The organism is Veillonella sp. VA142, from assembly GCF_003992135.1.
In the GTDB taxonomy this organism is placed as follows: Bacteria; Bacillota; Negativicutes; order Veillonellales; family Veillonellaceae; genus F0422.
Window position 1 is genome coordinate 138,169 of sequence record NZ_RQVN01000003.1, and the last position, 21,881, is coordinate 160,049.

Annotated in this window: 25 protein-coding genes, 4 tRNA genes and 1 other RNA gene; 29 read left to right on the forward strand and 1 reads right to left on the reverse strand. The window is 39.0% G+C overall.

The genetic code is table 11. The features are described 5' to 3' along the window. Nucleotides 1-165: 165 nt before the first annotated feature. The 23 genes from EO117_RS02400 (at nt 166) to EO117_RS02510 (ending at nt 16,074) form a co-directional block, all read left to right on the forward strand. Nucleotides 166-534 carry a CrcB family protein gene (locus EO117_RS02400; protein WP_126938919.1) on the forward strand — a complete coding sequence of 123 codons (369 nt, stop codon included), beginning with the start codon at nt 166-168 and terminating at the stop codon, nt 532-534. 3 nt (nt 535-537) lie between these two features. Then, nucleotides 538-1,524, forward strand: a complete 987-nt coding sequence (locus EO117_RS02405; RefSeq protein WP_126938920.1) for a molybdopterin-binding protein — start codon at nt 538-540, stop codon at nt 1,522-1,524. 102 nt (nt 1,525-1,626) lie between these two features. After that, nucleotides 1,627-2,541 (forward strand): PLP-dependent cysteine synthase family protein, encoded by a 915-nt coding sequence (locus EO117_RS02410; protein WP_126938921.1) that lies wholly within the window; start codon nt 1,627-1,629, stop codon nt 2,539-2,541. Between the two features lie 62 nt (nt 2,542-2,603). Further along, on the forward strand, nt 2,604-3,230 hold the full coding sequence (gene epsC / locus EO117_RS02415; RefSeq protein ID WP_126938922.1) for a serine O-acetyltransferase EpsC: 627 nt from the start codon (nt 2,604-2,606) through the stop codon (nt 3,228-3,230). Nucleotides 3,231-3,238: 8 nt separating this feature from the next. Further along, complete coding sequence (locus EO117_RS02420) at nt 3,239-4,027, forward strand: carbon-nitrogen family hydrolase (protein ID WP_126938923.1); 789 nt, start codon at nt 3,239-3,241, stop codon at nt 4,025-4,027. 94 nt (nt 4,028-4,121) lie between these two features. Beyond that, nucleotides 4,122-4,197 (forward strand) — tRNA-Asp (locus EO117_RS02425). 46 nt (nt 4,198-4,243) lie between these two features. Further along, nucleotides 4,244-4,319: transfer RNA gene (locus tag EO117_RS02430), tRNA-Phe, on the forward strand. A 15-nt stretch (nt 4,320-4,334) separates the two neighbouring features. Beyond that, a tRNA-Leu gene (locus tag EO117_RS02435) sits at nt 4,335-4,420 on the forward strand. 5 nt (nt 4,421-4,425) lie between these two features. Beyond that, nucleotides 4,426-4,500, forward strand: a tRNA-Ile gene (locus EO117_RS02440). An 81-nt stretch (nt 4,501-4,581) separates the two neighbouring features. Further along, complete coding sequence (locus tag EO117_RS02445) at nt 4,582-5,265, forward strand: class I SAM-dependent methyltransferase (RefSeq protein ID WP_126938924.1); 684 nt, start codon at nt 4,582-4,584, stop codon at nt 5,263-5,265. Nucleotides 5,266-5,360: 95 nt separating this feature from the next. Continuing rightward, nucleotides 5,361-6,470 (forward strand): Nif3-like dinuclear metal center hexameric protein, encoded by a 1,110-nt coding sequence (locus EO117_RS02450; protein WP_126938925.1) that lies wholly within the window; start codon nt 5,361-5,363, stop codon nt 6,468-6,470. 66 nt (nt 6,471-6,536) lie between these two features. Then, an RNA gene (gene rnpB, locus EO117_RS02455) (RNase P RNA component class A) lies at nt 6,537-6,889 on the forward strand. Nucleotides 6,890-6,932: 43 nt separating this feature from the next. Further along, nucleotides 6,933-7,250 carry a co-chaperone YbbN gene (locus EO117_RS02460; RefSeq protein WP_126938926.1) on the forward strand — a complete coding sequence of 106 codons (318 nt, stop codon included), beginning with the start codon at nt 6,933-6,935 and terminating at the stop codon, nt 7,248-7,250. Nucleotides 7,251-7,384: 134 nt separating this feature from the next. Continuing rightward, on the forward strand, nt 7,385-8,509 hold the full coding sequence (locus EO117_RS02465; protein WP_126938927.1) for a hydrogenase small subunit: 1,125 nt from the start codon (nt 7,385-7,387) through the stop codon (nt 8,507-8,509). Further along, nucleotides 8,509-10,410, forward strand: a complete 1,902-nt coding sequence (locus EO117_RS02470; protein ID WP_126938928.1) for a nickel-dependent hydrogenase large subunit — start codon at nt 8,509-8,511, stop codon at nt 10,408-10,410. Before EO117_RS02465 ends, EO117_RS02470 begins: the two co-directional genes overlap by 1 nt. A gap of 14 nt (nt 10,411-10,424) precedes the next feature. Next, nucleotides 10,425-11,141, forward strand: a complete 717-nt coding sequence (cybH, locus tag EO117_RS02475) for a Ni/Fe-hydrogenase, b-type cytochrome subunit (protein ID WP_126938929.1) — start codon at nt 10,425-10,427, stop codon at nt 11,139-11,141. Next, nucleotides 11,122-11,631 carry a HyaD/HybD family hydrogenase maturation endopeptidase gene (locus EO117_RS02480; RefSeq protein ID WP_126938930.1) on the forward strand — a complete coding sequence of 170 codons (510 nt, stop codon included), beginning with the start codon at nt 11,122-11,124 and terminating at the stop codon, nt 11,629-11,631. Before cybH ends, EO117_RS02480 begins: the two co-directional genes overlap by 20 nt. 45 nt (nt 11,632-11,676) lie before the next feature. Next, on the forward strand, nt 11,677-12,054 hold the full coding sequence (locus EO117_RS02485; protein ID WP_126938931.1) for a hydrogenase expression/formation C-terminal domain-containing protein: 378 nt from the start codon (nt 11,677-11,679) through the stop codon (nt 12,052-12,054). A 466-nt stretch (nt 12,055-12,520) separates the two neighbouring features. Continuing rightward, nucleotides 12,521-13,363 (forward strand): fumarate hydratase, encoded by an 843-nt coding sequence (locus EO117_RS02490; RefSeq protein WP_126938932.1) that lies wholly within the window; start codon nt 12,521-12,523, stop codon nt 13,361-13,363. A gap of 14 nt (nt 13,364-13,377) precedes the next feature. Then, nucleotides 13,378-13,938 carry a Fe-S-containing hydro-lyase gene (locus tag EO117_RS02495; RefSeq protein ID WP_126938933.1) on the forward strand — a complete coding sequence of 187 codons (561 nt, stop codon included), beginning with the start codon at nt 13,378-13,380 and terminating at the stop codon, nt 13,936-13,938. A gap of 141 nt (nt 13,939-14,079) precedes the next feature. After that, the gene (locus EO117_RS02500; RefSeq protein ID WP_126938934.1) at nt 14,080-14,544 is read left to right on the forward strand and encodes an NfeD family protein; all 465 of its coding nucleotides are present in this window, start codon (nt 14,080-14,082) and stop codon (nt 14,542-14,544) included. 8 nt (nt 14,545-14,552) lie between these two features. Next, nucleotides 14,553-15,560 carry a flotillin-like protein FloA gene (gene floA, locus EO117_RS02505; RefSeq protein ID WP_126938935.1) on the forward strand — a complete coding sequence of 336 codons (1,008 nt, stop codon included), beginning with the start codon at nt 14,553-14,555 and terminating at the stop codon, nt 15,558-15,560. A 19-nt stretch (nt 15,561-15,579) separates the two neighbouring features. Further along, on the forward strand, nt 15,580-16,074 hold the full coding sequence (locus EO117_RS02510) for a hypothetical protein (RefSeq protein ID WP_126938936.1): 495 nt from the start codon (nt 15,580-15,582) through the stop codon (nt 16,072-16,074). Between the two features lie 204 nt (nt 16,075-16,278). Here the strand turns inward: EO117_RS02510 and EO117_RS02515 are convergent, their stop codons facing one another. Continuing rightward, nucleotides 16,279-17,511: an FprA family A-type flavoprotein gene (locus EO117_RS02515; RefSeq protein ID WP_126938937.1), complete on the reverse strand. Its 1,233-nt coding sequence runs from the start codon at nt 17,509-17,511 to the stop codon at nt 16,279-16,281. A gap of 235 nt (nt 17,512-17,746) precedes the next feature. Between EO117_RS02515 and EO117_RS02520 the strand changes: the two genes are divergently transcribed. From EO117_RS02520 to EO117_RS02545, 6 genes are all read left to right on the forward strand, one after another. Further along, nucleotides 17,747-18,637, forward strand: a complete 891-nt coding sequence (locus EO117_RS02520; protein WP_126938938.1) for a LysR family transcriptional regulator — start codon at nt 17,747-17,749, stop codon at nt 18,635-18,637. Between the two features lie 11 nt (nt 18,638-18,648). Beyond that, nucleotides 18,649-19,230 (forward strand): xanthine phosphoribosyltransferase, encoded by a 582-nt coding sequence (locus tag EO117_RS02525; protein ID WP_126938939.1) that lies wholly within the window; start codon nt 18,649-18,651, stop codon nt 19,228-19,230. Nucleotides 19,231-19,313: 83 nt separating this feature from the next. Further along, nucleotides 19,314-19,853 carry a hypothetical protein gene (locus EO117_RS02530; RefSeq protein WP_126938940.1) on the forward strand — a complete coding sequence of 180 codons (540 nt, stop codon included), beginning with the start codon at nt 19,314-19,316 and terminating at the stop codon, nt 19,851-19,853. 68 nt (nt 19,854-19,921) lie between these two features. Then, nucleotides 19,922-20,386: a hypothetical protein gene (locus tag EO117_RS02535; RefSeq protein ID WP_126938941.1), complete on the forward strand. Its 465-nt coding sequence runs from the start codon at nt 19,922-19,924 to the stop codon at nt 20,384-20,386. Between the two features lie 261 nt (nt 20,387-20,647). Beyond that, entirely contained in the window at nt 20,648-21,007 is a 360-nt protein-coding gene (locus EO117_RS02540) for a helix-turn-helix domain-containing protein (protein ID WP_009353094.1), read from the forward strand. Between the two features lie 281 nt (nt 21,008-21,288). Then, a partial coding sequence (locus EO117_RS02545; RefSeq protein ID WP_164727468.1) for a transposase family protein occupies nt 21,289-21,881 on the forward strand: 593 nt, incomplete at its 3' end.

The window sequence follows — 21,881 nt, forward strand, 5'->3', positions numbered from 1 at the left end:
CTACCAATAAGAATGAAGACAACATATAGAGGAAGGATGTGGTACTTACACTGGATATAGTTTGTAACTATTATATCTTATATGTAAATCGAGAGAGAAAATCTAGCACTGTAGTGTATAAACTGTATGGGGTAGTGTATAATATAAAGACAAAGGAGTTTAATTATGAATGGATATATAGCGGTGGCTCTAGGCGGGGCTATAGGAGCCGTCACTCGGTATGGCATTGGCCAGTATATAAAAGGTGGTCTGTACCCATGGGGGACAGTGCTTGTAAATATCATAGGTTCCTGTCTCATTGGCCTAGGGATGTCTTATATAGAGGGGCACCCGAACTTGTCGCCTGGAGTAAAGCTACTATGCATTACAGGTTTTTTAGGTGGGTTAACAACTTTTTCTACCTTTATCTTTGAAGGATATATGTTACAAGAAAAAGGTTTATGGCATATGATATCCTACATGGGTGGACAAGTATTAGTCGGTTATGGCTTATGTGGGTTAGCTTTCACGATAGGTAAACGAATGTGGGGATAAACGATGAAAGAAATACATGTAAAAGCAGCGGTAGGCCAAGCACTTTGCCACGATATTGTGCGCATCGTTATTGGAGAAGTCAAAGATACACCGTTTAAGCGTGGACATATTATACGCGAAGAAGATGTGGCATTATTGTTGCAATTAGGTAAAGAGCATATTTATGTAATGGAAGAATCTGACTATAATTTGATTCATGAGGAACAAGTAGCGGAAGAGTTATATCATTTCTGCGAACATCCATCTATCAGCCCTACGCCAGTACAGCAAGGTAAGATTGAAGCGTTGGCGAATCACGACGGTGTATTGACCGTAGATGTAGAAGGGCTTCATGAAATCAATAGTATTGGAGAATTGACCATCGTCACACGGCTACACGGAACACCTGTAAAAGAGGGGCAACCTGTGGCTGGTATGCGATGTATTCCCTTGTTGTTAGAAACGTGGCAATTAGAGGAAGCAAAACGATTACGTAAAGGGAAAGACTCTATCTTGCAGGTGCATCCATTTGTGCGTAAGAAAATGGGGATTGTTACTACGGGGAGTGAAGTCTTTGCAGGCCGTATACAAGATGCTTTCACAGCAGTTATCCAAGACCGCGTAGCAGACTATGGAGTAGAATTAGTGGCTCATGAAACCGTACCTGATGATACAGAAAAAATTGTGACTGCTATTGATAAGGTAAAATCCCAAGGAGCAGAGATTATATTCTGTACGGGAGGTATGAGCGTGGATCCAGATGATTTAACACCAGGAGCTATTGCACGTCGTGCTAAAGAAATAGTTACTTATGGATTACCAGTGTTACCAGGTTCTATGGTATGTATCGCCTATTTAGAAGATGACACCCCAGTATTAGGAGTGCCAGGAGGTGTATTGTACAACAACCCAAGCGCCTTTGATGTGATTACACCGCGATTGCTGGCAAATGTGCGTATTACGAAAGAAGATTGTATTCGTATGGGGCATGGTGGCTTTCAGTCGAAATAATTAGAAATTTGAAAAAATATGGTTGACAAAATTTATTCCTATTTATACAATAGGAATAAATTTAAGTGTTTTATAGTGAAGTCTAAGTAGAGGAGAATAATTATGGCTGTCGTAAAAAATGCAATTGACTTAATTGGAAATACACCAATTTACAGAATCCCAGATACTAATGTATATGTAAAATTAGAAAAATATAATGCTGGTGGTAGTGTTAAAGACCGTGCTGTTCTTGGCATGTTGCAAGATGCAAAAGAAAAAGGCTTGATTAAAAACGATACTATTATCGTAGAAGCTACCAGTGGTAATACAGGTATTGCTTTGGCTATGCTCGGCGCTATGCTGTCTATCAAAACGATTATTATTATGCCAGAAAGCATGAGCAAAGAACGACGTGAATTAATTAAAGCGTATGGGGCGCAGTTAATTTTGACGCCAAAAGAACTAGGCATGAAAGGTGCTCTTGCAAAAGCGCAAGAAATTCTTGATAACTATCCAAATGCAGTAACACTAGGTCAATTCGTGAATCCTGCAAATCCAACGGCGCATTACGAAACAACGGCAAAAGAAATTTTGCGCGATGTGCCTAATGTAGGTATTTTCGTAGCAGGTATTGGTACAGGTGGTACGTTCACTGGGGTAACAAAAGCTTTGAAAGAGCAACATCCGTATATTAAAGCTGTTGCCGTAGAACCAGAAGGATCTCCAGTGATTTCACGTGGTACTGGTGGAGTTCATAAAATTCAAGGTATTGGTGCCGGTTTCATTCCAGAAAACTTTGACTCTTCCTTGATGGATGAAGTACAAACAGTAACCGATGAAGATGCTATTGAAGAGGTAGGTAACTTCATGCGTGAAACTGGTATAGGTATTGGTATTTCCTCAGCAGCAGCGATTTTAGTGGCTCGTCAATACGGTCGTAAATTCCCAGATGTAGATGTTGTGGTAGTAGCTCCAGATGGAGTTGAAAAATATCTATCTATGATCCAATTTGAAAGTGTTGATTGGATTCATTCTTAATCGATTGTGATACGAAAGATAGCATGGTCTAGGCCATGCTATCTCTGTATAGGGAGGTATTTATGAGAGAGGTATGGAATTCTATTCGATATAACATACAGCGCGTATTACAATCTGATCCAGCGGCTACTTCTTGGTGGATGGTAGTTTGGACGTATCCTCACATGACAGCTTTATTTTGGCATTTTTTTGCTCATCGTCTATATCGAAACGGGTGGTTTACTTTGGCGAGGCGAGTGGCGTTACATGCACGTCGAGTAACGGGTATAGAAATTCACCCAGGAGCACGAATTGGTAAAGGTTTATTTATCGATCATGGCATGGGTGTTGTCATTGGTGAGACAGCTATTGTAGGAGATAATGTAACACTCTTTCATGGAGTCACCCTTGGGGGAATGGATTCTCGTAAGATAAAACGGCATCCCACGGTAGAAGATGATGTACTCATCGGAGCTGGTACAAAGGTACTAGGTGATATTACGGTGGGAAAAGGGTCGAAAATAGGCTGTAATCTAGTTATTAAACGAGATGTACCGAAAAATGTGATTATTTTTGAAACGGAACCTGACCATATTATTTATCGTCGGCCTAAGGTGGATCGATTTGATAAAGAATCCTATGTACCACGGCGCCATGCATTGCCATTAGAACCAAATGAGTTTACAGACCATATGGCATGGCATATCTAGGAGGAACGATGAAAGAATTACGATTAGGTATTGTTCAATTAGCTACAGAGATTGGCCAAGTGGATAGAAATTTTGATGTCTTAGAAGCAAAGGTGCGATCTGCTGCTAAGCAAGGTGTTGATGTAGTGGTATTGCCAGAAACATGGAATACAGGATTTATGACGGGCCCAGACTTACAGGCATTGGCGGATGAAGAAGGACAACGCTCACAATCTCTGTTGCGTGAGTTGGCACAATCAGAAGATGTGAATATCTTTGGCGGCTCAGTAGCTGTTAAAGAAAGGGATTCTATCTACAATAGAACCTATGTATATAACCGCAAAGGAGAATTGCTATCTACCTATGATAAGATGCATGGTTTTAGTCCTGCTAAAGAAGATCAATATTTTACAGCGGGTACTGATGTGCATCAATTTGAGTTAGATGAAGTGCTCTGCTCTAGTGCCACTTGCTATGATATTCGTTTTCCTGAGTTAATTCGTAAATCTGCATTACAAGGAATAGAACTATTCTTTTTACCGGCTCAATGGCCGATGTTGCGATTACATCATTGGCGTATATTGAATCAAGCGAGAGCTATAGAAAATCAAATGTATTTTTGTAGTGCTAATGGTTGTGGAACCATTGGTAAATTACCGATGGCAGGTCATTCCATGGTGGTGGACCCGTGGGGTGAAGTGTTGTTAGAGTGTGATGAGACACCACAAATACAAATAGTTACTATCGATGTAGATACAGTAAAAAATATTCGTTCTAAAATCAATGTGTTCCATGATCGGAAACCTAATTGCTATTAAAAGGATGTCTATGCATTTTAGGAATATATGAAATTGGCCATAGGTATTGCCAAGATGTAGTACCTATGGTATAGTATATGAGTACTCAGTACACGGCCCCGTGGTGTAGCGGTTAACATGTCGCCCTGTCACGGCGAAGATCGTCGGTTCAAATCCGATCGGGGTCGCCATTTTTTTTACCTATTTTTAGACGCACTTATATATTTATATATATTTGCCTCGGTAGCTCAGTCGGTAGAGCAACGGACTGAAAATCCGTGTGTCGGCAGTTCGATTCTGCCCTGAGGCACCATGTACATATCCTCATGCGGATGTGGTGGAATGGCAGACACGCCATCTTGAGGGGGTGGTGAGCGTACGCTCGTATGGGTTCAAGTCCCATCATCCGCACCAAACGAGGGCCTATAGCTCAGGGGTAGAGCAACCGGCTCATAACCGGTCGGTCCCTGGTTCAAATCCAGGTGGGCCCACCATAAGTAGACCATCTCACATTGTGAGATGGTTTTTTGTTATCTATAGAGGTTCATTGTATAATGAAAGAGAAGTTGTAAGATATGGCACTTTCAAAACGATTAGAACAAGTATTACATATGATTCCACCGTGCCAAACAGTGGCAGATGTAGGAACGGATCATGGGTATTTAGCGGTGGCTTGTATAGAAGAAAAAGTGACGGCACAAGTCATTGCTATTGATGTTAATCAAGGCCCATTAGAGTCTGCTAAAAGATTCGTGAAAGAACAAAAATTAGAAAATTATATTGAATGCAGATTAGGAGATGGATTGGCTGTTACAACAGCAGGAGAAGTTGATTGTGCTGTCATTTGTGGCATGGGTGGAGAGTTGATGCAACATATTATTATGGTAGGTCCTGAATTGTTAAACACTTATGTTTTACAGCCACAAAGCCATCGACGAGAGTTGAAACAATTTTTAGTTGACCAAGGGTATGGTATTGTTAAGGAAACATGCTTAGTAGAGGGCAACCAATATTATGATATGTGGTTAGTACAACGAGGAGTTCCTTCAGTGTATGATGAGCTGCCTAAAGAATCGATGTTATGGGAATATGGAGCCTTGTTACAACAAGAACAATCTGAAATTTGGCGGCAAAACATACAGCGTAGAATTAAGACATTACAATCTATCGTACAACATATGCGTGATACAGCAAAGTCTAATGATGCTATGGAAATGATGCAACAAGAAGTGCAAGAGTTGCAAAATATTTTATCATAGGCATGGATAAACTTTCACTATAAAATAAATCTAATTATCGATGAATATGGCACTTTGATTGGGGCATACTTTGAGATAGTGAATAGGAGGTATATATGGTTACAATGAAAGACATTGCTACGGCGATTGAAAATCAAGCACCATTGCAGTTGCAAGAGTCTTGGGATAATTGTGGTTTACAAGTAGGATCTATGTCTTCACCGGTCAAACGGGTATTGACAGCCCTAGATGTGACACCTGAGGTAGTGTTAGAAGCGATAGACCGACACGTGGATACTATCGTGACACATCATCCGATGATTTTTAAAGGTATTAAGTCTATCAACACGGATACGATGCAAGGAAAGATGATTAAAGATCTATTATGCCATGCTATTAATGTGTATAGTGCGCATACCAATTTGGATGTTACAGCGGGTGGTCTCAATGACGAAGTAGCGACTAGGTTAGGACTGCAACACGTACAAGGATTAGAAGAAACAAGTCGTGATGTAGCGTATAAAGTGGCTGTGTATGTGCCTACTACGCATAGTGAACAACTTCGTCAAGCCATGGGTGATGCGGGAGCAGGTCATATTGGTGCCTACAGCCATTGTAGTTTTTCTTGTCCAGGAGAAGGAAGATTCTTGCCGCTAGAAGGAACCAACCCTTTTATTGGTCACGCAGGAACCATTGAAACTGTACAGGAAGAACGAGTGGAAACGGTAGTTCCTAAAAGACTATTAGGCCGGGTTCTAGCGGCGATGGAAAAAGTCCATCCTTATGAGGAAATTGCCTATGATGTAGTGGCCTTAGAGAATGCCTATGATGCACACTATATCGGGCGCATTGGTAACTTGCCACAAACGGTATCGATAGAGAATTTCAAAGAACTTTTACAATCTGTATTCCCTCATAGTCAGTTGCGTTGGGGTGGAGCTAAACAATCATTCATTCAGAGGATTGGTCTATGCACAGGTAGTGGAGCAGAGTTTATCAAGGTGGCCGTCAAACAGAAAGCAGATGTCTATATTACAGGTGATGTAAAATATCATGATATGCAACTGGCAAAAGAACTAGGAATTACCGTAGTGGATGCGGGCCATTATGGCACAGAATATATGAGCCAAACCTTGTTGAAACGAATGATAGAAAGTACGTTTACTGCTGGAGAAGTAGAAATCATAGAAAGTGCAGTACAAAAAGATTTTTTCTTTGACGTCTAAGCTGTTTCGGTTATAATGAAGAGAAGAGCTATTGACCGTATGTGAGGTCTATGCTAGACTTAAACAGTAAGTATGAAAGGCGATTGCAAGTCTATTGACTTGAGGAAAGTCCGAGCTCCATAGGGCAGGATGCCGGCTAACGGCCGGCGTGGGTGACCATAGGGAATAGTGCCACAGAAAAGTAAACCGCCACCTACGGGTGGTAAGGGTGGAACGGTCGCGGTAAGAGCGCACCAGGTACATGGTAACATGTATGCTCGGTAAACCCCATCCGGAGCAAGGCCGAATAGGAAAGGGTTAAGGGTTGCCCGCCTACCTTTCGGGTTGTGCCGCTTGAGCGTATAGGTAACTATACGCCTAGAAAGATAATCGCCACTGCGAAAGCAGGACAGAACTCGGCTTATTGATTGCTTGCTCAGAACCGCTCTTCGGAGCGGTTTTGTTATTGTAGGAGGTATTGTGATGAAATTAGAATCGATTAAGAACTATGAAGATTTTAAAGCGATTGTAAAAGGTGATGATGAAATTGTTTTAGCTTGCTTTACTGCAGAGTGGTGTTCTCCTTGTCAATCCATGAAAGAAGAACTAGATGTGTTACATGATGAATTGCAAGGTGTGGCGCGTATGATTTCTATTGATATTGATGATGCTAAAGAGATTGCGTTAAAAGAAGATGTACAAGGAGTTCCCACAATTATTTGCTATAAAAAGGGGAAAGAAAAAGATCGTGTAGGAGGATATAAAAAAGCAGCTTCTGTACGCAAATTGTTAAAATTATAAGTAAAAGGTATAAGCTAACTTTTAAAATTGTGACTTATATTCTATAGAAGAGGTGTATTTCGTGGTATACTATATGTGATATACCAATGTATATAATTGCTATAAAGTTATTGCAAGAGAAAGGGGCTTTTTGTGTGAAAGAAACATTGAACAGTTTATGGAACTTATTCCAAGAACGTAAATTAAGCCGACGTACATTTATGAAATCCTGTGTAGCCTTGACAGCTATTTTGGGGTTACCACCAGCATTGACAAATAAAGTCGTGGCGGCAGCGGAAACAAAAGAATTGCCTACGGTAATTTGGTTACATGGACATGAATGTACGGGATGTGACGAATCGTTTATTCGGTCTACATCGCCTTTCGCATCTGATGTGATTTTAAATATGATTGCCTTAGAGTATGATGATACTTTGGCGGCTGCATCGGGAGAACCATTTGAACATCATTTACATCACTTGTTAGAAAGTAAAAAAGGTAAGTATGTATTGGCTGTTGAAGGTGGTGTTCCGTTGGACGAAAATGGATCCTACTGTCAAGTGGGAGGTAAGCCATTTGTAGACGTCTTAAAAGAATGTGCTGAAGGGGCAGCTTTCATTATTGAATATGGTTCCTGTGCAGCTTGGGGTGGTATTCAAGCAGCAAAACCAAATCCGACAAATACAGTATCTGTTTCTTCTATCGTAAAAGGCAAAAAAATTATTAAAGTGCCTGGCTGCCCTCCAATTCCAGAGGTTATGACTGGCGTTATTATGCATTATGCTTTATTTGGACAAATTCCACCTCTTGATGCTGCAGGAAGACCTAAACAATTCTATGGTAACCGTATTCATGATACTTGTTATCGTCGTCCTTTTTTTGACTCTGGATTGTTTGTGGAACATTTTGATGATGATGCATCTAAAGCAGGTTGGTGCTTGTACAAAGTAGGTTGCCGTGGACCAGAAACCTATAACTCTTGTGGCAACTTGCGTTGGTGGAATGGATTATCCTACCCAATTCAATCTGGACATGGTTGTATTGGTTGTTCTGAAAAAGGATTCTGGGATAACGACAACTTTTACCAACGACTACCTCATATTCATACACCAAATACCATCACTGATGTGGATACATTAGGTACAGTGGCTGGATTCGGCGCATTTGGTGCTGTAGTGGCTCATGGTGGTATTACATTAGCAAAACATAAATATGATTCTATTCAAGAAGAAAAGAAATATTTGGCTGAGCAAGAAGAACAGAAAGGTAGTGACCAATAATGAAACGAGTTGTAGTAGATCCAGTGACCCGTATTGAAGGTCATTTACGTGTTGAAGTAAGTGTAGATGAGTCTACAGGTAAAGTGCAAGATGCTTTATCTAGTGGTACAGCTTGGCGTGGTATTGAACTAGTAGCAAAAAATCGTGACCCTCGAGATGTGTGGGCTTTCGTACAACGTATATGTGGTGTGTGTACATCGACACATGCCTTGGCATCTCTTCGTGCAGTAGAAGATGCACTAGGAATTCAAATTCCTAAGAATGCAAACTACATTCGAAACATCATGCATAGTTGTTTAGATACACATGATCATATTGTGCACTTCTATCATTTGCATGCTCTTGACTGGGTAAGTCCAGTAGAAGCTTTGAAAGCTGACCCTAAGAAAACTGCAGAATTGCAACAACAAGTATTGGATACGTATAATGTGAGTGGCTTACAACCAACAGAATTGGAATCCGCTTCATCTGCGTACCCTAAAGAATTCCCAAAAGGAAATGCAACGTATTATGCAGCTATCCAAACAAAAGTGAAAAAAATTGTAGAAAGTGGTCAGTTAGGTATTTTCTCTGCACAATGGTGGGATCATCCAGACTATCAATTATTACCTCCTGAAGTGCATTTAATGGCGATTTCTCACTATTTGACAATCTTGGATCGTCAACGTGATATTGTGACACCACATGTTATTTTCGGTGGTAAAAACCCACATCCTCATTACATCGTAGGTGGTATGCCTTGCGCTATTTCCATGGATGATATGAATGCGCCTGTGAATGCTGCCCGTTTAGCAAGCGTAGATGAATCCATTTCCTTGGCAAAAGATTTAGTGAATTATTTTTATTTACCAGATTTGCTAGCTATTGGTCATCTATATGTAAAAGCCGGCATGGTTGATGGTGGCGGATTGGCAAAAAAACGCGTCTTAGCCTATGGTGGTTATCCAGATGACACATTCAGCGGTATCAGTAATGGGGATTACTTCAAAAAAGCTCTCGTTCGTGCCAATGGTGTAGTAGAAAACTTTGAACTCGGTTGGGAAAAAGCGACTTTCACTGCCTTAGAAGGGGAAGATTTGATGAACCCTGATTTCTTATCAGAAGAAATTAACCACTCCTGGTTTGAATATCCAAATGGTACAACTACGTTGCATCCTCTAGAAGGGGTGACAAAAGCAGCTTTCACAGGTCCTAAAACAGGAACTAATAAACAGTGGGAATTTTTGGATGAAGAGAAAAAATACTCCTGGATTAAATCTCCTACATTTAAAGGAAAAGCTTGTGAAGTGGGTCCATTGGCAAAATATATCGTTGTCTATGTGAAAGTGAAACAAGGTGTTATCAAAGACCCTACATGGGCTGAAAAAATGATGGTAGAACAAATTGAGGCTGTATCCAAGGTATTAGGGGTACTGGCTCATGTATGGATGTGTTCTACTGTGGGGCGTACTGCGGCTCGAGGCTTAGATGCACAAGTGGCTGCTAATTTAAGCCAACATTTCTATAATCGTCTAGTCGAGAATATTAAGACTGGGGATACAGTAGTAGCAGATACTACAAAGTTTGATCCTAATTCTTGGCCAAAAGAAGCAAAAGGTGTCGGTTTATTAGATGCGCCACGTGGTGGTTTAGGACATTGGTGCGTCATCAAAGAAGGCCGTATTGATAACTATCAATGTATTGTACCAACAACTTGGAATGCATGCCCTAAAACGATTGCAGGGGAACATGGTGCATACGAATCTAATATGATAGACACAAAAGTAAAAGTGGCGGACAAACCATTAGAAATTTTAAAAGGTATACATTCATTTGACCCTTGTTTGGCATGTGCTACACACTTGTACAATAAAAAAGGTGAAAAAATAGTATCTGTTAATACAGATGCCCTATGTAAATAGGGAGGAGGCTGTCTATGTTACCATTAAATAAAAAGCCTTATCGTGTGTTTAGTTTATGGCTCCGTATATTTCATTGGACTATGGTGCTTTGTGTAACAGCCCTATTCTGGACAGGTCTTTATATCGGTAATCCGGGATTTCAAGCGACTCCAGGCAGTGTAGAACCCACCATTGCGGTAGGCGGTTGGTTTTCTATGGAGATGATTCGCAAAATTCACTTTATCGCAGCATTTATACTAATTGCTGCACTTATATTCCGTATTTATGGTGGAATTCGATATCGTGGTGATAGATTGTTTCCTAGATTTCATAAGAAGTCGTATTGGATTGGTCTATGGGATACAATTAAGCACTATCTAATGTTACCACAACAACGAGAGCATCGTTTCTTGCGTAATTCTATGGCTCGTACTAGTTATTTAGGGGTATATGTGATGCTGTTCCTCGAAATATGCACAGGCCTTGCTATGTTTGCACAAGTGTATCCTAATACGTGGATTGCACAAATTTTTAACCCTGTGAATTTATTGTTTACGGAGTATGAAGTGCATATTATTCACCATTATATTGCTTGGGGATTTTTGTTGTTTACAATTGTCCATGTGTACATGGCATTCCGCGAAGATGTTATGGAAGAATCTGGAGAAGTATCTAGTATGGTTTCAGGCATGAAATTTTATCCTACAGATCCAGAAGATATAGAGGATTTATATGGACCAAATAAAAAGTAATCCTATCGTACTATTAGGGGTAGGCAATATTTTGCTTACTGATGAGGGATTCGGTGTCCATGTGGTGAACCAATTACGGGAGGATTACGTATTTAATCCTCCTATTACCATTTTGGATGGGGGAACCATGGGCATGGAGCTTCTTACCTATATGCGAGGAATGACAAAATTATTATTAGTAGATGCTATCAATGGTGGTGAGGCACCAGGTACAGTATACGAGTTCCCTCATGAGGAAATGAATCACTATTTTACAGATGCTATCTCTGTTCATGAGGTAGGAATGCAAGATATTTTGCGCATTCGTGCCTTACAAGAAGATCCTTTAGAGGATGCGGTTGTCATCGGTGTAGAACCTGAAAGCTTGGAATTAGGGCTTACCCTAAGTAATTCTACACAAGCTGTGGTAGCAGAAGTGAAAGAACGTGTACTATCCGTTCTATCTAATTGGAACATCACAGCTAGCCTAGTGAATACGGAAAAAGAGTAAGACTCTAGAGACTATGAAACTATAATGATTTGATAAGGAGTTTCTATGCAGAATGAATTTGGCCGTGTAAAAGCGGTATTTCAAGAATTAAAAAACGCTTTGCAGCAGTTGCGTAAAACTGGTGAAACCTATACAATTTATGTGGAAAATACAGGGCTCACTATGGAAGAGCAAGTGGAAGTGTTAGAAACACTAGGTCGTGGAGATGTAACAATACATCTAAAAGATACTGATCAACCTGTGGAATGGTATGAATCTACTATTCGCGGAGTATGGATCGGTACATTCCGTAATGGACGAGATGAAGCAATACTGTATACTATCGAAGTATGCCGCTACCCAGAATTAGCAGGAGCTTATGATGAAGATATCATGGGTGGTGAAGAAGAGTTACAAGAATGGATTGAAGCAGCTGACCTATAATCAGTGTAATTGTCTATAACAAATATTACAGGTATAGATGGAAATGACCTATATTTGTTATATCAATAAATCATAGGTAGTACTGTTTTCATAAGAAAATATATAAAATAGTGCAAATAAAACTCTCCCATTATAAATTAATGAGAGAGTTTTTCAATTTTTAAAGGTGTAGTTGTATATGAATATAGTAGTGTTTAGTAGGAAATAATGTATTGATAAGATTAAATATATGTGTATTTTAAATGGTTTATAAAGGGTGGATATTTGTCCATATAGAAAATCAATCATAAGATTTTGGAATACCTTAGAAATAGAGAACTATATGCATTTACCATTAAATGATAATAAATTCTATCATAATAAACAGTTATAGTACCTATTCTTAGGGAATTGAAAAAGGTAAGGCAATGGTGATACAATAATACACAAGAGAAAGGTCTCTGTTTTAAGTTGAGGAGGGATTACTTTGCGTAACATTCACGTTGAAAAAGTAACAGAAAAGGTAGCAGAATTATGTATGAATGCAGCATATCATCTTCCAAAAGATATGTATAATGCATTGAAAAAAGGCTATGAGTGTGAGAAATCTCCAGTAGGTAAAGGTGTGTTGGATCAAATCATTAAAAATGCGGAAATCGCTGATGCTGAAGATCGTCCAATCTGCCAAGATACTGGTCTTACAATCGTATTCTTAGAAGTTGGTCAAGATGTACACTTTGAAGGTGGAAATCTTGAAGAGGCTGTTCAAGCTGGTGTAGCAAAAGGTTATATTGATGGATATCTTCGTAAATCCGTAGTAGCTGAACCTTTGTTCAACCGCGTAAACACTAAAAACAATACTCCAGCTGTTGTGTATACTAAAATCGTTCCAGGCGACAAAGTTGACATTAATGTAGAGTTAAAAGGATTTGGTTCTGAAAACAAATCTGGTGTAAAAATGTTGGTTCCTGCTGATGGCGTTGAAGGCGTTAAAAAAGCAGTTCTTGAAATCGTTAAAAAAGCTGGCCCTAACCCATGCCCTCCAATGGTACTAGGTATTGGTATCGGTGGTACTATGGACTACGCAGCATTCCTTTCCAAAAAAGCGCTTCTTCGCTCTGTAGAAGTGCGTAATGCACATCCTGAATATGCAAAATTGGAAGAAGAAATCAATGCAATGGTTAACAAAACTGGTATCGGACCTCAATTAGGTGGTACTACAACAGCAGTTTCCGTTAATATTGAGTGGGCAGCAACACATATCGCTGGTCTTCCTGTAGCAGTAACTATCTGCTGCCACGCTAGCCGTCATGCTCACGGTGAAGTTTAAGAGGGGGAATAACCATGGCAGAACAAATTCGTATTCAAACACCTTTAACTGAAGAACAATCTCGTAAATTAAAAGCTGGTGATATGGTTCTTATCTCTGGTAAAATCTATAGTGCTCGTGACGCTGCTCATAAAGCAATGACTGAAGCATTAGCCCGCGGCGAAGAGTTACCAATTGATTGGCATGATAAAATCGTTTACTATTTAGGACCAAGCCCTGCTAAACCAGGAGATCCAATCGGTTCCGCTGGCCCTACAACATCTGGTCGTATGGATGCTTATACACCAACAATGCTTGATCAAGGTATCAAAGGCATGATTGGTAAAGGTTCCCGTAAACCAGAAGTTATCGAATCGATGAAGAAAAATGGCGTAACTTACTTTGCAGCCGTTGGTGGTGCAGCAGCATTAATTGCTAAATCCATTAAAAAATATGATGTTATTGCGTATGCTGACTTAGGTCCAGAAGCATTGGCAGAATTGACTGTAGAAGATTTCCCTGCAATCGTTGTTATCGATAGTGAAGGAAACGATTTCTACGAAATCGGTCAAGCTCCATACCGCGAAGACGTTTAATCACTAAACAGCCAAGAGACTCTCTGAGGAGGGTCTCTTTTTTTGTCCTTAAGAGGTAGAACGTAGGTAAATTTCATCTTATCTATATAAAGAGTATGGTATAATACAAATATATAGGTGTTTACGAAGAAAGGAGAGATTATGATAGAACTTATAGTAAGTGGTATTATTTTGCTCCTCATCGAAATGATGATACCAGGGTTTGGCATCTTTGGACTAGCAGGGTTATTGCTTTTTCTCTGGGGTGTCTATGATTGGATGGGTGGAGGACCCATGGCGATATTCACTGTCACAGTACTTTCAGTGCTAGGTGTACTATTGTTATGGTGGATTATTTCCGTATTTCCTAAGACCTATTTAGGAGAACGATTGACATTGCGCTTGCAATCTACTAAAGAAAAAGGTTACGCAAGTCATCCGGATCCTAATCGTTGGTTAGGCAAGATTGGATATACGAAAACAGTATTGCGACCATCAGGAACTATCGTGGTAGAAGGAAGCTTTCTCGATGCCGTGACTGATGGCGAATTTTATGAACCTGGTACAGAGGTAACTATTGTATCTGTTACAGGCGGTCGTATTGTAGTGAGAGCTACAGAAAGATAGGAGGCACTATGGAAACAATTATTGGAACTGTGGGATTCATTATTTTTCCGATTATTCTCATCATCGGTATTTCTCTATTTTTACATTTTGTCCCTTTAGGACTTTGGGTGTCTGCCCTAGCAGCAGGTGTGAATGTCAGCATTATGACCCTCATTGGTATGCGCCTTCGTCGTGTATCTCCGTCTCAAATCGTGCTCCCTCTGGTGAAAGCCAATAAAGCGGGATTAGATGTGACGGTAGACCAATTAGAAGCCCATTATTTAGCAGGTGGCGACGTAGATCGCGTAGTCGATGCATTGATTGCAGCGGAACGTGCTACGATGGAACTGACTTTTGAACGCTCGGCAGCCATCGATTTGGCAGGTCGTGATGTATTAGAAGCAGTACAAATGTCGGTGAATCCAAAGGTCATTGAAACACCGATTATTTCTGCAGTAGCTAAAAATGGTATTGAACTAAAAGTTCGTGCTCGCGTTACCGTACGTGCTAATATTGACCGGTTAGTCGGTGGTGCAGGGGAAGCCACAATCATTGCTCGTGTTGGGGAAGGTATCGTTACTACAGTAGGTTCTTCTGAAGAACACACAGACGTATTGGAAAATCCGGATCACATTTCTCGTACTGTATTGAATAAAGGTTTAGATGCGGGCACAGCCTTTGAAATCTTATCCATTGACATCGCCGATGTAGACGTAGGACGTAATATTGGCGCCCAATTGATGACAGATCAAGCGGAAGCGGATAAAAAAATTGCCCAAGCGCAAGCGGAAAAACGTCGTGCTATGGCTGTGGCGCAAGAACAAGAAATGCGTGCTCATACACAAGAAATGCAAGCAAAAGTAGTAGAAGCTCAAGCAGAAGTGCCAAAAGCCTTGTCTCAAGCATTGCGTGAAGGTAATTTAGGCGTGATGGACTACTATTCCATGAACAATATTATGGCGGATACCAAAATGCGTGAAAGTATTTCTGAAGGTGAATATCCATCTACCATCGACGGCAAAGGCACACATGAATAAGTAGAGGAGGTATCCGATTATGGAAATAGGGATACTCATTCTGATTATCTTAGGGTCCTTTATTTTTAAAAAGGGAAAATCCAACGAAGAGTCTCCACAAAAGCCGGTTCCTAACAAGGATATGACTTGGGAAGAAATGGAAGAATACTATGGGATTACACTTTCGCGGAATCCTGAAGAACCTGTGAAAGTAGAGCCTGATGTAACGGTGGGTAATACCTCTGAACGGACTGTGAGTGTAAGTAATCCGGTGGATCTAAATAGTTATGAAAAACCGGTAGCTTCATCTGAATATGATATAGAGGGAATGCGTGTTGAAGTCCCTGAAAGAGCAGAGAGCATACAACAGGTTTCCGCAAGGACTCCTGTTGAATCGGTCCGAAAAGTAGGGTTTAGTTACTTGGCTACTTCTAGAAAAGAATCCTTACGAGTAGCTGCTAGACATGGGATGGTATGGTCTATGATTTTAGAAAGACCTAAAGGGATACGCATGTTAGAACGCAATAATCGATAGCAGTGTAGTAGTATCTATGAGATATGGCTATCTTTACTGTAGAGAGATATATGTGCATAATTGATGGAGACTAACGCTTTGGACTAGATAATAAGCTGTATAGTATATAAAGATGAGCTGGTATGATGGGGAATTCCTTTCATACCAGCTCATTTTGTGTTATAACTTAAGAGCGACCCTACTATGTAGAGTCGCTTTTATTGCTTATAAAGTTTTAATATCTGTTTCGTTTAGGGAAGCAACGATAGCATCAGCTAATTCTTCGAATAGTGGTAATTGTGCTTCGTGCAATGCACCTTTAATATCTAGTGGAGTACCAACGACTTCCATATTTTTAAACTCATTTGTAAAGTATTCAACCATGCGTTTCATTGCACCAGACGCCCAAGAATGGTTACCTACGATAGAAACTTTATGGTTATGGAAGTTTAATGCATGTAATTCATGTAATAAATTTTCCATAGTTAAGTATAAGCCTAAGTTGTAGGTTGGTGCCATACATACTAAATGGCTATATTTCCATGCATCAGAGATGATGTAGGAGGGATTTGTTTTAGATACATCATAAATACGGATATCTGTTACACCACGTAAAGATAATAATTTGGCTAATTGTTGTGCCATGTCAGCTGTGTTTCCATACATGGAACCGAAGGCGATGACAACCCCCTTTTTCTCTGCGTTGTATGTGCTCCAGTGCATATACTTATTAAGTATGTAAGAGATAGTCTCAGGAGTTCTCCAAATTGGTCCATGAAGTGGTGCGATAATTTTTATATCTAAAGCAGATGCTTTTTTTAATGCATTCTGTACTTGAGCACCATATTTGCCAACGATATTAGTGTAATAACGACGAGCTTCATCTTCGTATACACGATCAAAATCTAATTGATCAGCGAAGATGTTACCGTTGATAGTGCCGAAGGTACCAAATGCATCAGCAGAGAAAAATGTGCCAGTCGTTGCTTCGTAAGTACAAGTTACTTCTGGCCAGTGAACCATTGGCATGGTATAGCTGTGAAGCTTATGATGACCAAGATCGATAGTGTCTCCTTCTTTTACTTCGTAGTAGTTGTCAGGAGCTGGGCGACCATAGAATTGTTCAAAGAAACGGAAAGTAGTTTTGTTACCTACCATTTTAACATTTGGGTAGCGGTCTAGTAATTCGACTAATGTTGCACAATGGTCTGGTTCCATGTGGTTTACAATTAGATAATCTAACTCACGACCATGTAATAAATGTTCTACATTGTCAAAGAACTCCTGACGAATGCTATTATCTACAGAGTCTACAATACATGTTTTTTCATCATCAATAAAATAGGAATTGTAGCTTACTCCATTTGGAATTGGAAATAAGTTCTCAAAACGTTCTGTACTCCAATCGTTGCTACCAATCCAATAAATATGATCAGTCAATTTTTGCGCACAATGCATAGTTAAATTCCTTTCATACATACGGGGGATTGTTATGCCCCAGATTTTCTTATCAGATATATATTACTAGTTTATAAGCTAGAACGCAACTATTTTGTACAGGTTTATAGAAATAGATAGATATAACTCTATTTGCAGTTTGACAATAGAAATAAATATAGGTAAACTTATAAGTATATGTAATAGTAAAAGTTAAGATGAAAGTATCTTATATTCATAGTAGATTGAGGTTATTATGTCTGTATCAGCAGAGTTACTACGCGCCTTTGTGGGGGTAGGGCTACATTTATCGTTCTCGAAAGCAGCGAAAGCGAATGGCGTATCTCAATCGGCCATTAGTCAGAGCATTAAGCAATTAGAAAAAGATTTAGGTATTCCTTTATTTGAAAGGACGACAAAATCCGTGGCCTTTACGAAAGCGGGGCGAGAACTCTTTGAAACGTCGGTAGAAGCCTTTTCCATTTTAGATAATGGAATTGTAAAGTTACAAGAACGTTTATCGAGGGAATATAAAAGTTTGCATTTAGCAGCTACAGATACATTGAGTAAACATTTTTTGCTGCCTACTTTCAAAAGTTGGCAAGAAAAGAAACTAGATATTAGTTTACGTGTGACTAATCGGCCTTCACGAGAGTGCGTGGAAATGATTGAATCTGGGGAAGCTCAAATTGCAGTGGTGCATGCTTATGATGATTTGTTTGATAATAATCATCTAGAAGTGATAGATTTACAGTCTATGCAAGATATATTTGTAGGAGGCACTGCTTACCAAGATGAGTCAAAGCTTTGGACCATCGATGATATCATGGCGGAACCTTTGTTGCTCTTAACTACAGGGGCAAGTAGTCGAACATTCTTCGATGCGGTTACCTATAATCGGTGTACAAGCCCAGCTTTTGAGTTAGGTAGTTTAGATGTACTTATAGATTTGGTGGAGATTAATTTAGGGATTTCCTTGGTGCCAGAATTGGTTGCGAGGGATAAGTTGAAACAAGGTTCGTTAGTAGAACTAAAAACGAATTTGCAGATTCCTGAACGACGTATTGTACTGGTACGTTCTAGGATGGATGCATTAACAGAAGGCGTTTCGCAATTTATAAATATATTGAAAGACAGAAAACAATAAGGAGAATCATTGTGGAATTATTAAAACAACGTATTGATGCAGAAGGTATTGTATTGAACAATCGAGTGTTAAAAGTAGATGGATTTTTAAACCATCAAATTGATCCTAAATTGTTTGTTCAAATTGGTAAAGAGATTGCTAAACAATTTGAAGGTCGTGGTATAGAACGTATTGTGACAATTGAAGCATCTGGAATTGCGATTGCTTTACAAGTAGCCATTGAATTAGATGTTCCTTTGGTATTTGCACGTAAGAAAAAATCTATTTTGATGACCGAAGATGTGTACCATTCTGTAGTCTACTCCTATACAAAAGAAGAAAATTATGATGTAACTATTTCTAAAAAATTCTTGCCTTCTGGTGAAAAAGTATTAATTATTGATGATTTCTTAGCTAGTGGTGAAGCGGCTATGGGGTTAGCAAAATTGGTAGAAGGTGCAGGAGATACAGTAGAAGGGATTGCGATTGTTATTGAAAAATCCTTCCAACCTGGTCGTGAGCGATTAGAAAAAGCAGGCTATGATGTGCACTCCTTAGTACGTATTGCACGCTTTGAAAATGATCATTGCATTTATGTAGAAGATGAAAATTAATAATGATTGAAATAGAATGCGCTTTTATGGTATCATTGTGGTAATGAGTTTTAATTTGAATATATGAATATGGAGATAAGACCGTGAATAAAAAAGCAGAATTGTTTCAACAGTTTATTGTAGAAAATGAACTAACAAATCTTTTTACTCTTCGTGAGATTGAAAATGACCCATATAATACAGTAGTATTTGATGCTACAGTGGAATATAATGATATTGTTTTCCCATTATTCGTTGTGTTAGATGATACACCATTTGGATTTGTGCGTTTAGAGGTTGCAAGTGGTCGTTTGACTTCGGAACAACGAAAAGCAACACTAGATGTGTTGAATCAATTAAATAGTGAATTTAAATGTTTTAAACACTATTTAATGGAAGAAGATGGTTATGAAGCCATTATTTTGGATGTAAGCTTGATGAGCGGTGATAACTTTGAGCCAGCGCTAGTAGCGTATACTATCTTTGAAGTACTGTATCCACATACGCAAAAAGATTTGACGCGTATTATTGCAGCTGTGGAAAGTGTAAAGGTAGAAACAGTTAGCGAGCAAGAGGCTGAAACAGTAGAAGAAACTAAAAAAAATAACAAACCGCGTAAGACCACAAAATCTAAAAAAGGTTAAGATTTATTAAAAATCAATTTATATGGGCATTGTGACAAGCAATGCCCTTTTTTAACGAGGTGATATCTATGAATGAAAAAGCTAGAGTATTTGAGCAATTTCTCACTGAAGAAAAATTAACATGTTTTGAGAAACGTGAAGTGGGAGACGAAGACCACACAGTGGTATTTCGCTCTTATGTACAAACAGATCTAGGAGATATTCCAGTCTTTTTATTATTAGATGATACAATTTATGCTACCATTCGCTTATTGATTGGGGCAGGAGTTGTGAATAAGGATAACCGCCAAGATATTTTAACTTTTATCAATCGTGAAAATAGTACATATAAAAGCTTTAAATACTATATCGAAGAAGATGATGATAGTGTGTATTTGGATTGTATTAATCAAAGCGCTAACGCTAACTTTGATCCACGATTATTATATGTACTAATGACTCAAATTGTTGAGTATATCCCTGGGAAAATTGAAACGATCGGAAAGGTGTTCCAGGTTGAACAATTACCACCGCCAGAGCATGCTCATGAATAATATGAGCGATTTACTAATAAAATGATTGTAACAGGATAAAACCCATCATATTTGATTAAAAACAATCAAAAATATACATGCGCAGTTGGGGTAAATAATTCAATTCGTGTAATACAATTCAAAAGTGCTAAAAAACATAGAGAGATACACAATTCGTGAGATGTGAAACAGTGGTTTTCTATAGCAAATCTATTGTATCTCATGCTATAATAGGGATAGGTTATTTATACTATAGATTCACGTAGTATAAGGGGTGATACAATGGCATTAGGTGAAAATTTAAGACATGCCCGTAAACGGATTGGGCGGAGTCAACTAGACGTGGCTCGTGATATTGGCATTAGTAATGCTGCCCTGTCGAATTACGAAACAGGATATCGGGAGCCTGATTTGGAAACCTTAAAGCGATTGGCTAATTATTATGATGTGACGATTGATGAATTAGCTGGCAATGCAAGCATGGCCAGAGAAATTCTTTATGACTTGAGTAGCATTGTAAAAAATGGTCGAATTGCACACAATGGTGTAGAATATGTATTAAGTGATTCACAACGATTAAAATTGAGACGCCAAATTGCACATGCATTTGAAATGTTCAATGAAGGAAAATCCAATTGGTAGGATAAACATGTTATTCTAGGGACGTTTGTGGAATAGCATATCATCGTATAGAAAGCGTAGAAGCTCTCGGGTACGTTTGAGAGTGCAAGTTACTGTATCTACAAAATGAAAAGCACAGTTCTATGAAAATAGAACTGTCTTTTTTATGACTCTATAATAAATGTTGGGGCTACTCATATAAGAGTAGTCGCCAACATTCTTTTTTTGCAATAAAATAGACATATACAAACTCAAACCATATCATAACAGTAACCACACAATTAAGAAAGGGTGAGTCATATATGTCTACAGTTAATTATACAGAAATTATCTTTAAAATTAAAGAAGAATATATTAAACATACAAGAGTAAATGAGGATGGTTCTGTTCATTTTACACTAGAGATGCCGGTAGCTGAGCAAGTGTGTCCACATTGTGGAGCGAGTACTAGAAAGTCTAAAGGTAAACGCTCTAGAGACGTTAAATTTGGCGCTATGCAGCATCATACAGTGACTGCAACCTACTTACAAAGACGTTACAAATGTCAGGAATGTAATCATACTTTCATAGAAAAGAACCCTTTTGTTAGCCGTTATTTGCGATTAAGTAAATCTAATATGGCGTATCTATTTAGGCAACTTGGCGAAAAAGGGTCCTTTACTGAGATGGCTAAACGCAGTGATGTTTCTGTATCTACAGTCATTCGGTATTGCTCCAAATTAGCTATTCCAAAGCCTGCGCAATTACCTACGGTACTAGGTATTGACGAATATAAAGGAAATGCTGAAGGGCAAATGTATCAAGTTATCATAACCGACTTGAGGAATCATTCTGTCATGGATATTTTACCTAAACGGGATACACGAGCTCTTATTCAATACTTCAAAACTTTTTC

Excerpts from the sequence above, each read along its gene's own strand:
- EO117_RS02520 (WP_126938938.1), top strand. The coding sequence starts at position 17,747 with ATGTCTGTATCAGCAGAGTTACTACGCGCCTTTGTGGGGGTAGGGCTA.
- EO117_RS02510 (WP_126938936.1), top strand. The coding sequence starts at position 15,580 with ATGGAAATAGGGATACTCATTCTGATTATCTTAGGGTCCTTTATTTTT.
- EO117_RS02450 (WP_126938925.1), top strand. The coding sequence starts at position 5,361 with ATGGTTACAATGAAAGACATTGCTACGGCGATTGAAAATCAAGCACCA.
- EO117_RS02540 (WP_009353094.1), top strand. The coding sequence starts at position 20,648 with ATGGCATTAGGTGAAAATTTAAGACATGCCCGTAAACGGATTGGGCGG.
- EO117_RS02480 (WP_126938930.1), top strand. The coding sequence starts at position 11,122 with ATGGACCAAATAAAAAGTAATCCTATCGTACTATTAGGGGTAGGCAAT.
- EO117_RS02535 (WP_126938941.1), top strand. The coding sequence starts at position 19,922 with ATGAATGAAAAAGCTAGAGTATTTGAGCAATTTCTCACTGAAGAAAAA.
- epsC (WP_126938922.1), top strand. The coding sequence starts at position 2,604 with ATGAGAGAGGTATGGAATTCTATTCGATATAACATACAGCGCGTATTA.
- EO117_RS02400 (WP_126938919.1), top strand. The coding sequence starts at position 166 with ATGAATGGATATATAGCGGTGGCTCTAGGCGGGGCTATAGGAGCCGTC.
- EO117_RS02515 (WP_126938937.1), bottom strand. The coding sequence starts at position 17,511 with ATGCATTGTGCGCAAAAATTGACTGATCATATTTATTGGATTGGTAGC.
- EO117_RS02485 (WP_126938931.1), top strand. The coding sequence starts at position 11,677 with ATGCAGAATGAATTTGGCCGTGTAAAAGCGGTATTTCAAGAATTAAAA.
- EO117_RS02405 (WP_126938920.1), top strand. The coding sequence starts at position 538 with ATGAAAGAAATACATGTAAAAGCAGCGGTAGGCCAAGCACTTTGCCAC.
- cybH (WP_126938929.1), top strand. The coding sequence starts at position 10,425 with ATGTTACCATTAAATAAAAAGCCTTATCGTGTGTTTAGTTTATGGCTC.
- EO117_RS02410 (WP_126938921.1), top strand. The coding sequence starts at position 1,627 with ATGGCTGTCGTAAAAAATGCAATTGACTTAATTGGAAATACACCAATT.
- EO117_RS02470 (WP_126938928.1), top strand. The coding sequence starts at position 8,509 with ATGAAACGAGTTGTAGTAGATCCAGTGACCCGTATTGAAGGTCATTTA.
- EO117_RS02445 (WP_126938924.1), top strand. The coding sequence starts at position 4,582 with ATGGCACTTTCAAAACGATTAGAACAAGTATTACATATGATTCCACCG.
- EO117_RS02460 (WP_126938926.1), top strand. The coding sequence starts at position 6,933 with ATGAAATTAGAATCGATTAAGAACTATGAAGATTTTAAAGCGATTGTA.
- EO117_RS02500 (WP_126938934.1), top strand. The coding sequence starts at position 14,080 with ATGATAGAACTTATAGTAAGTGGTATTATTTTGCTCCTCATCGAAATG.
- EO117_RS02495 (WP_126938933.1), top strand. The coding sequence starts at position 13,378 with ATGGCAGAACAAATTCGTATTCAAACACCTTTAACTGAAGAACAATCT.
- EO117_RS02420 (WP_126938923.1), top strand. The coding sequence starts at position 3,239 with ATGAAAGAATTACGATTAGGTATTGTTCAATTAGCTACAGAGATTGGC.
- floA (WP_126938935.1), top strand. The coding sequence starts at position 14,553 with ATGGAAACAATTATTGGAACTGTGGGATTCATTATTTTTCCGATTATT.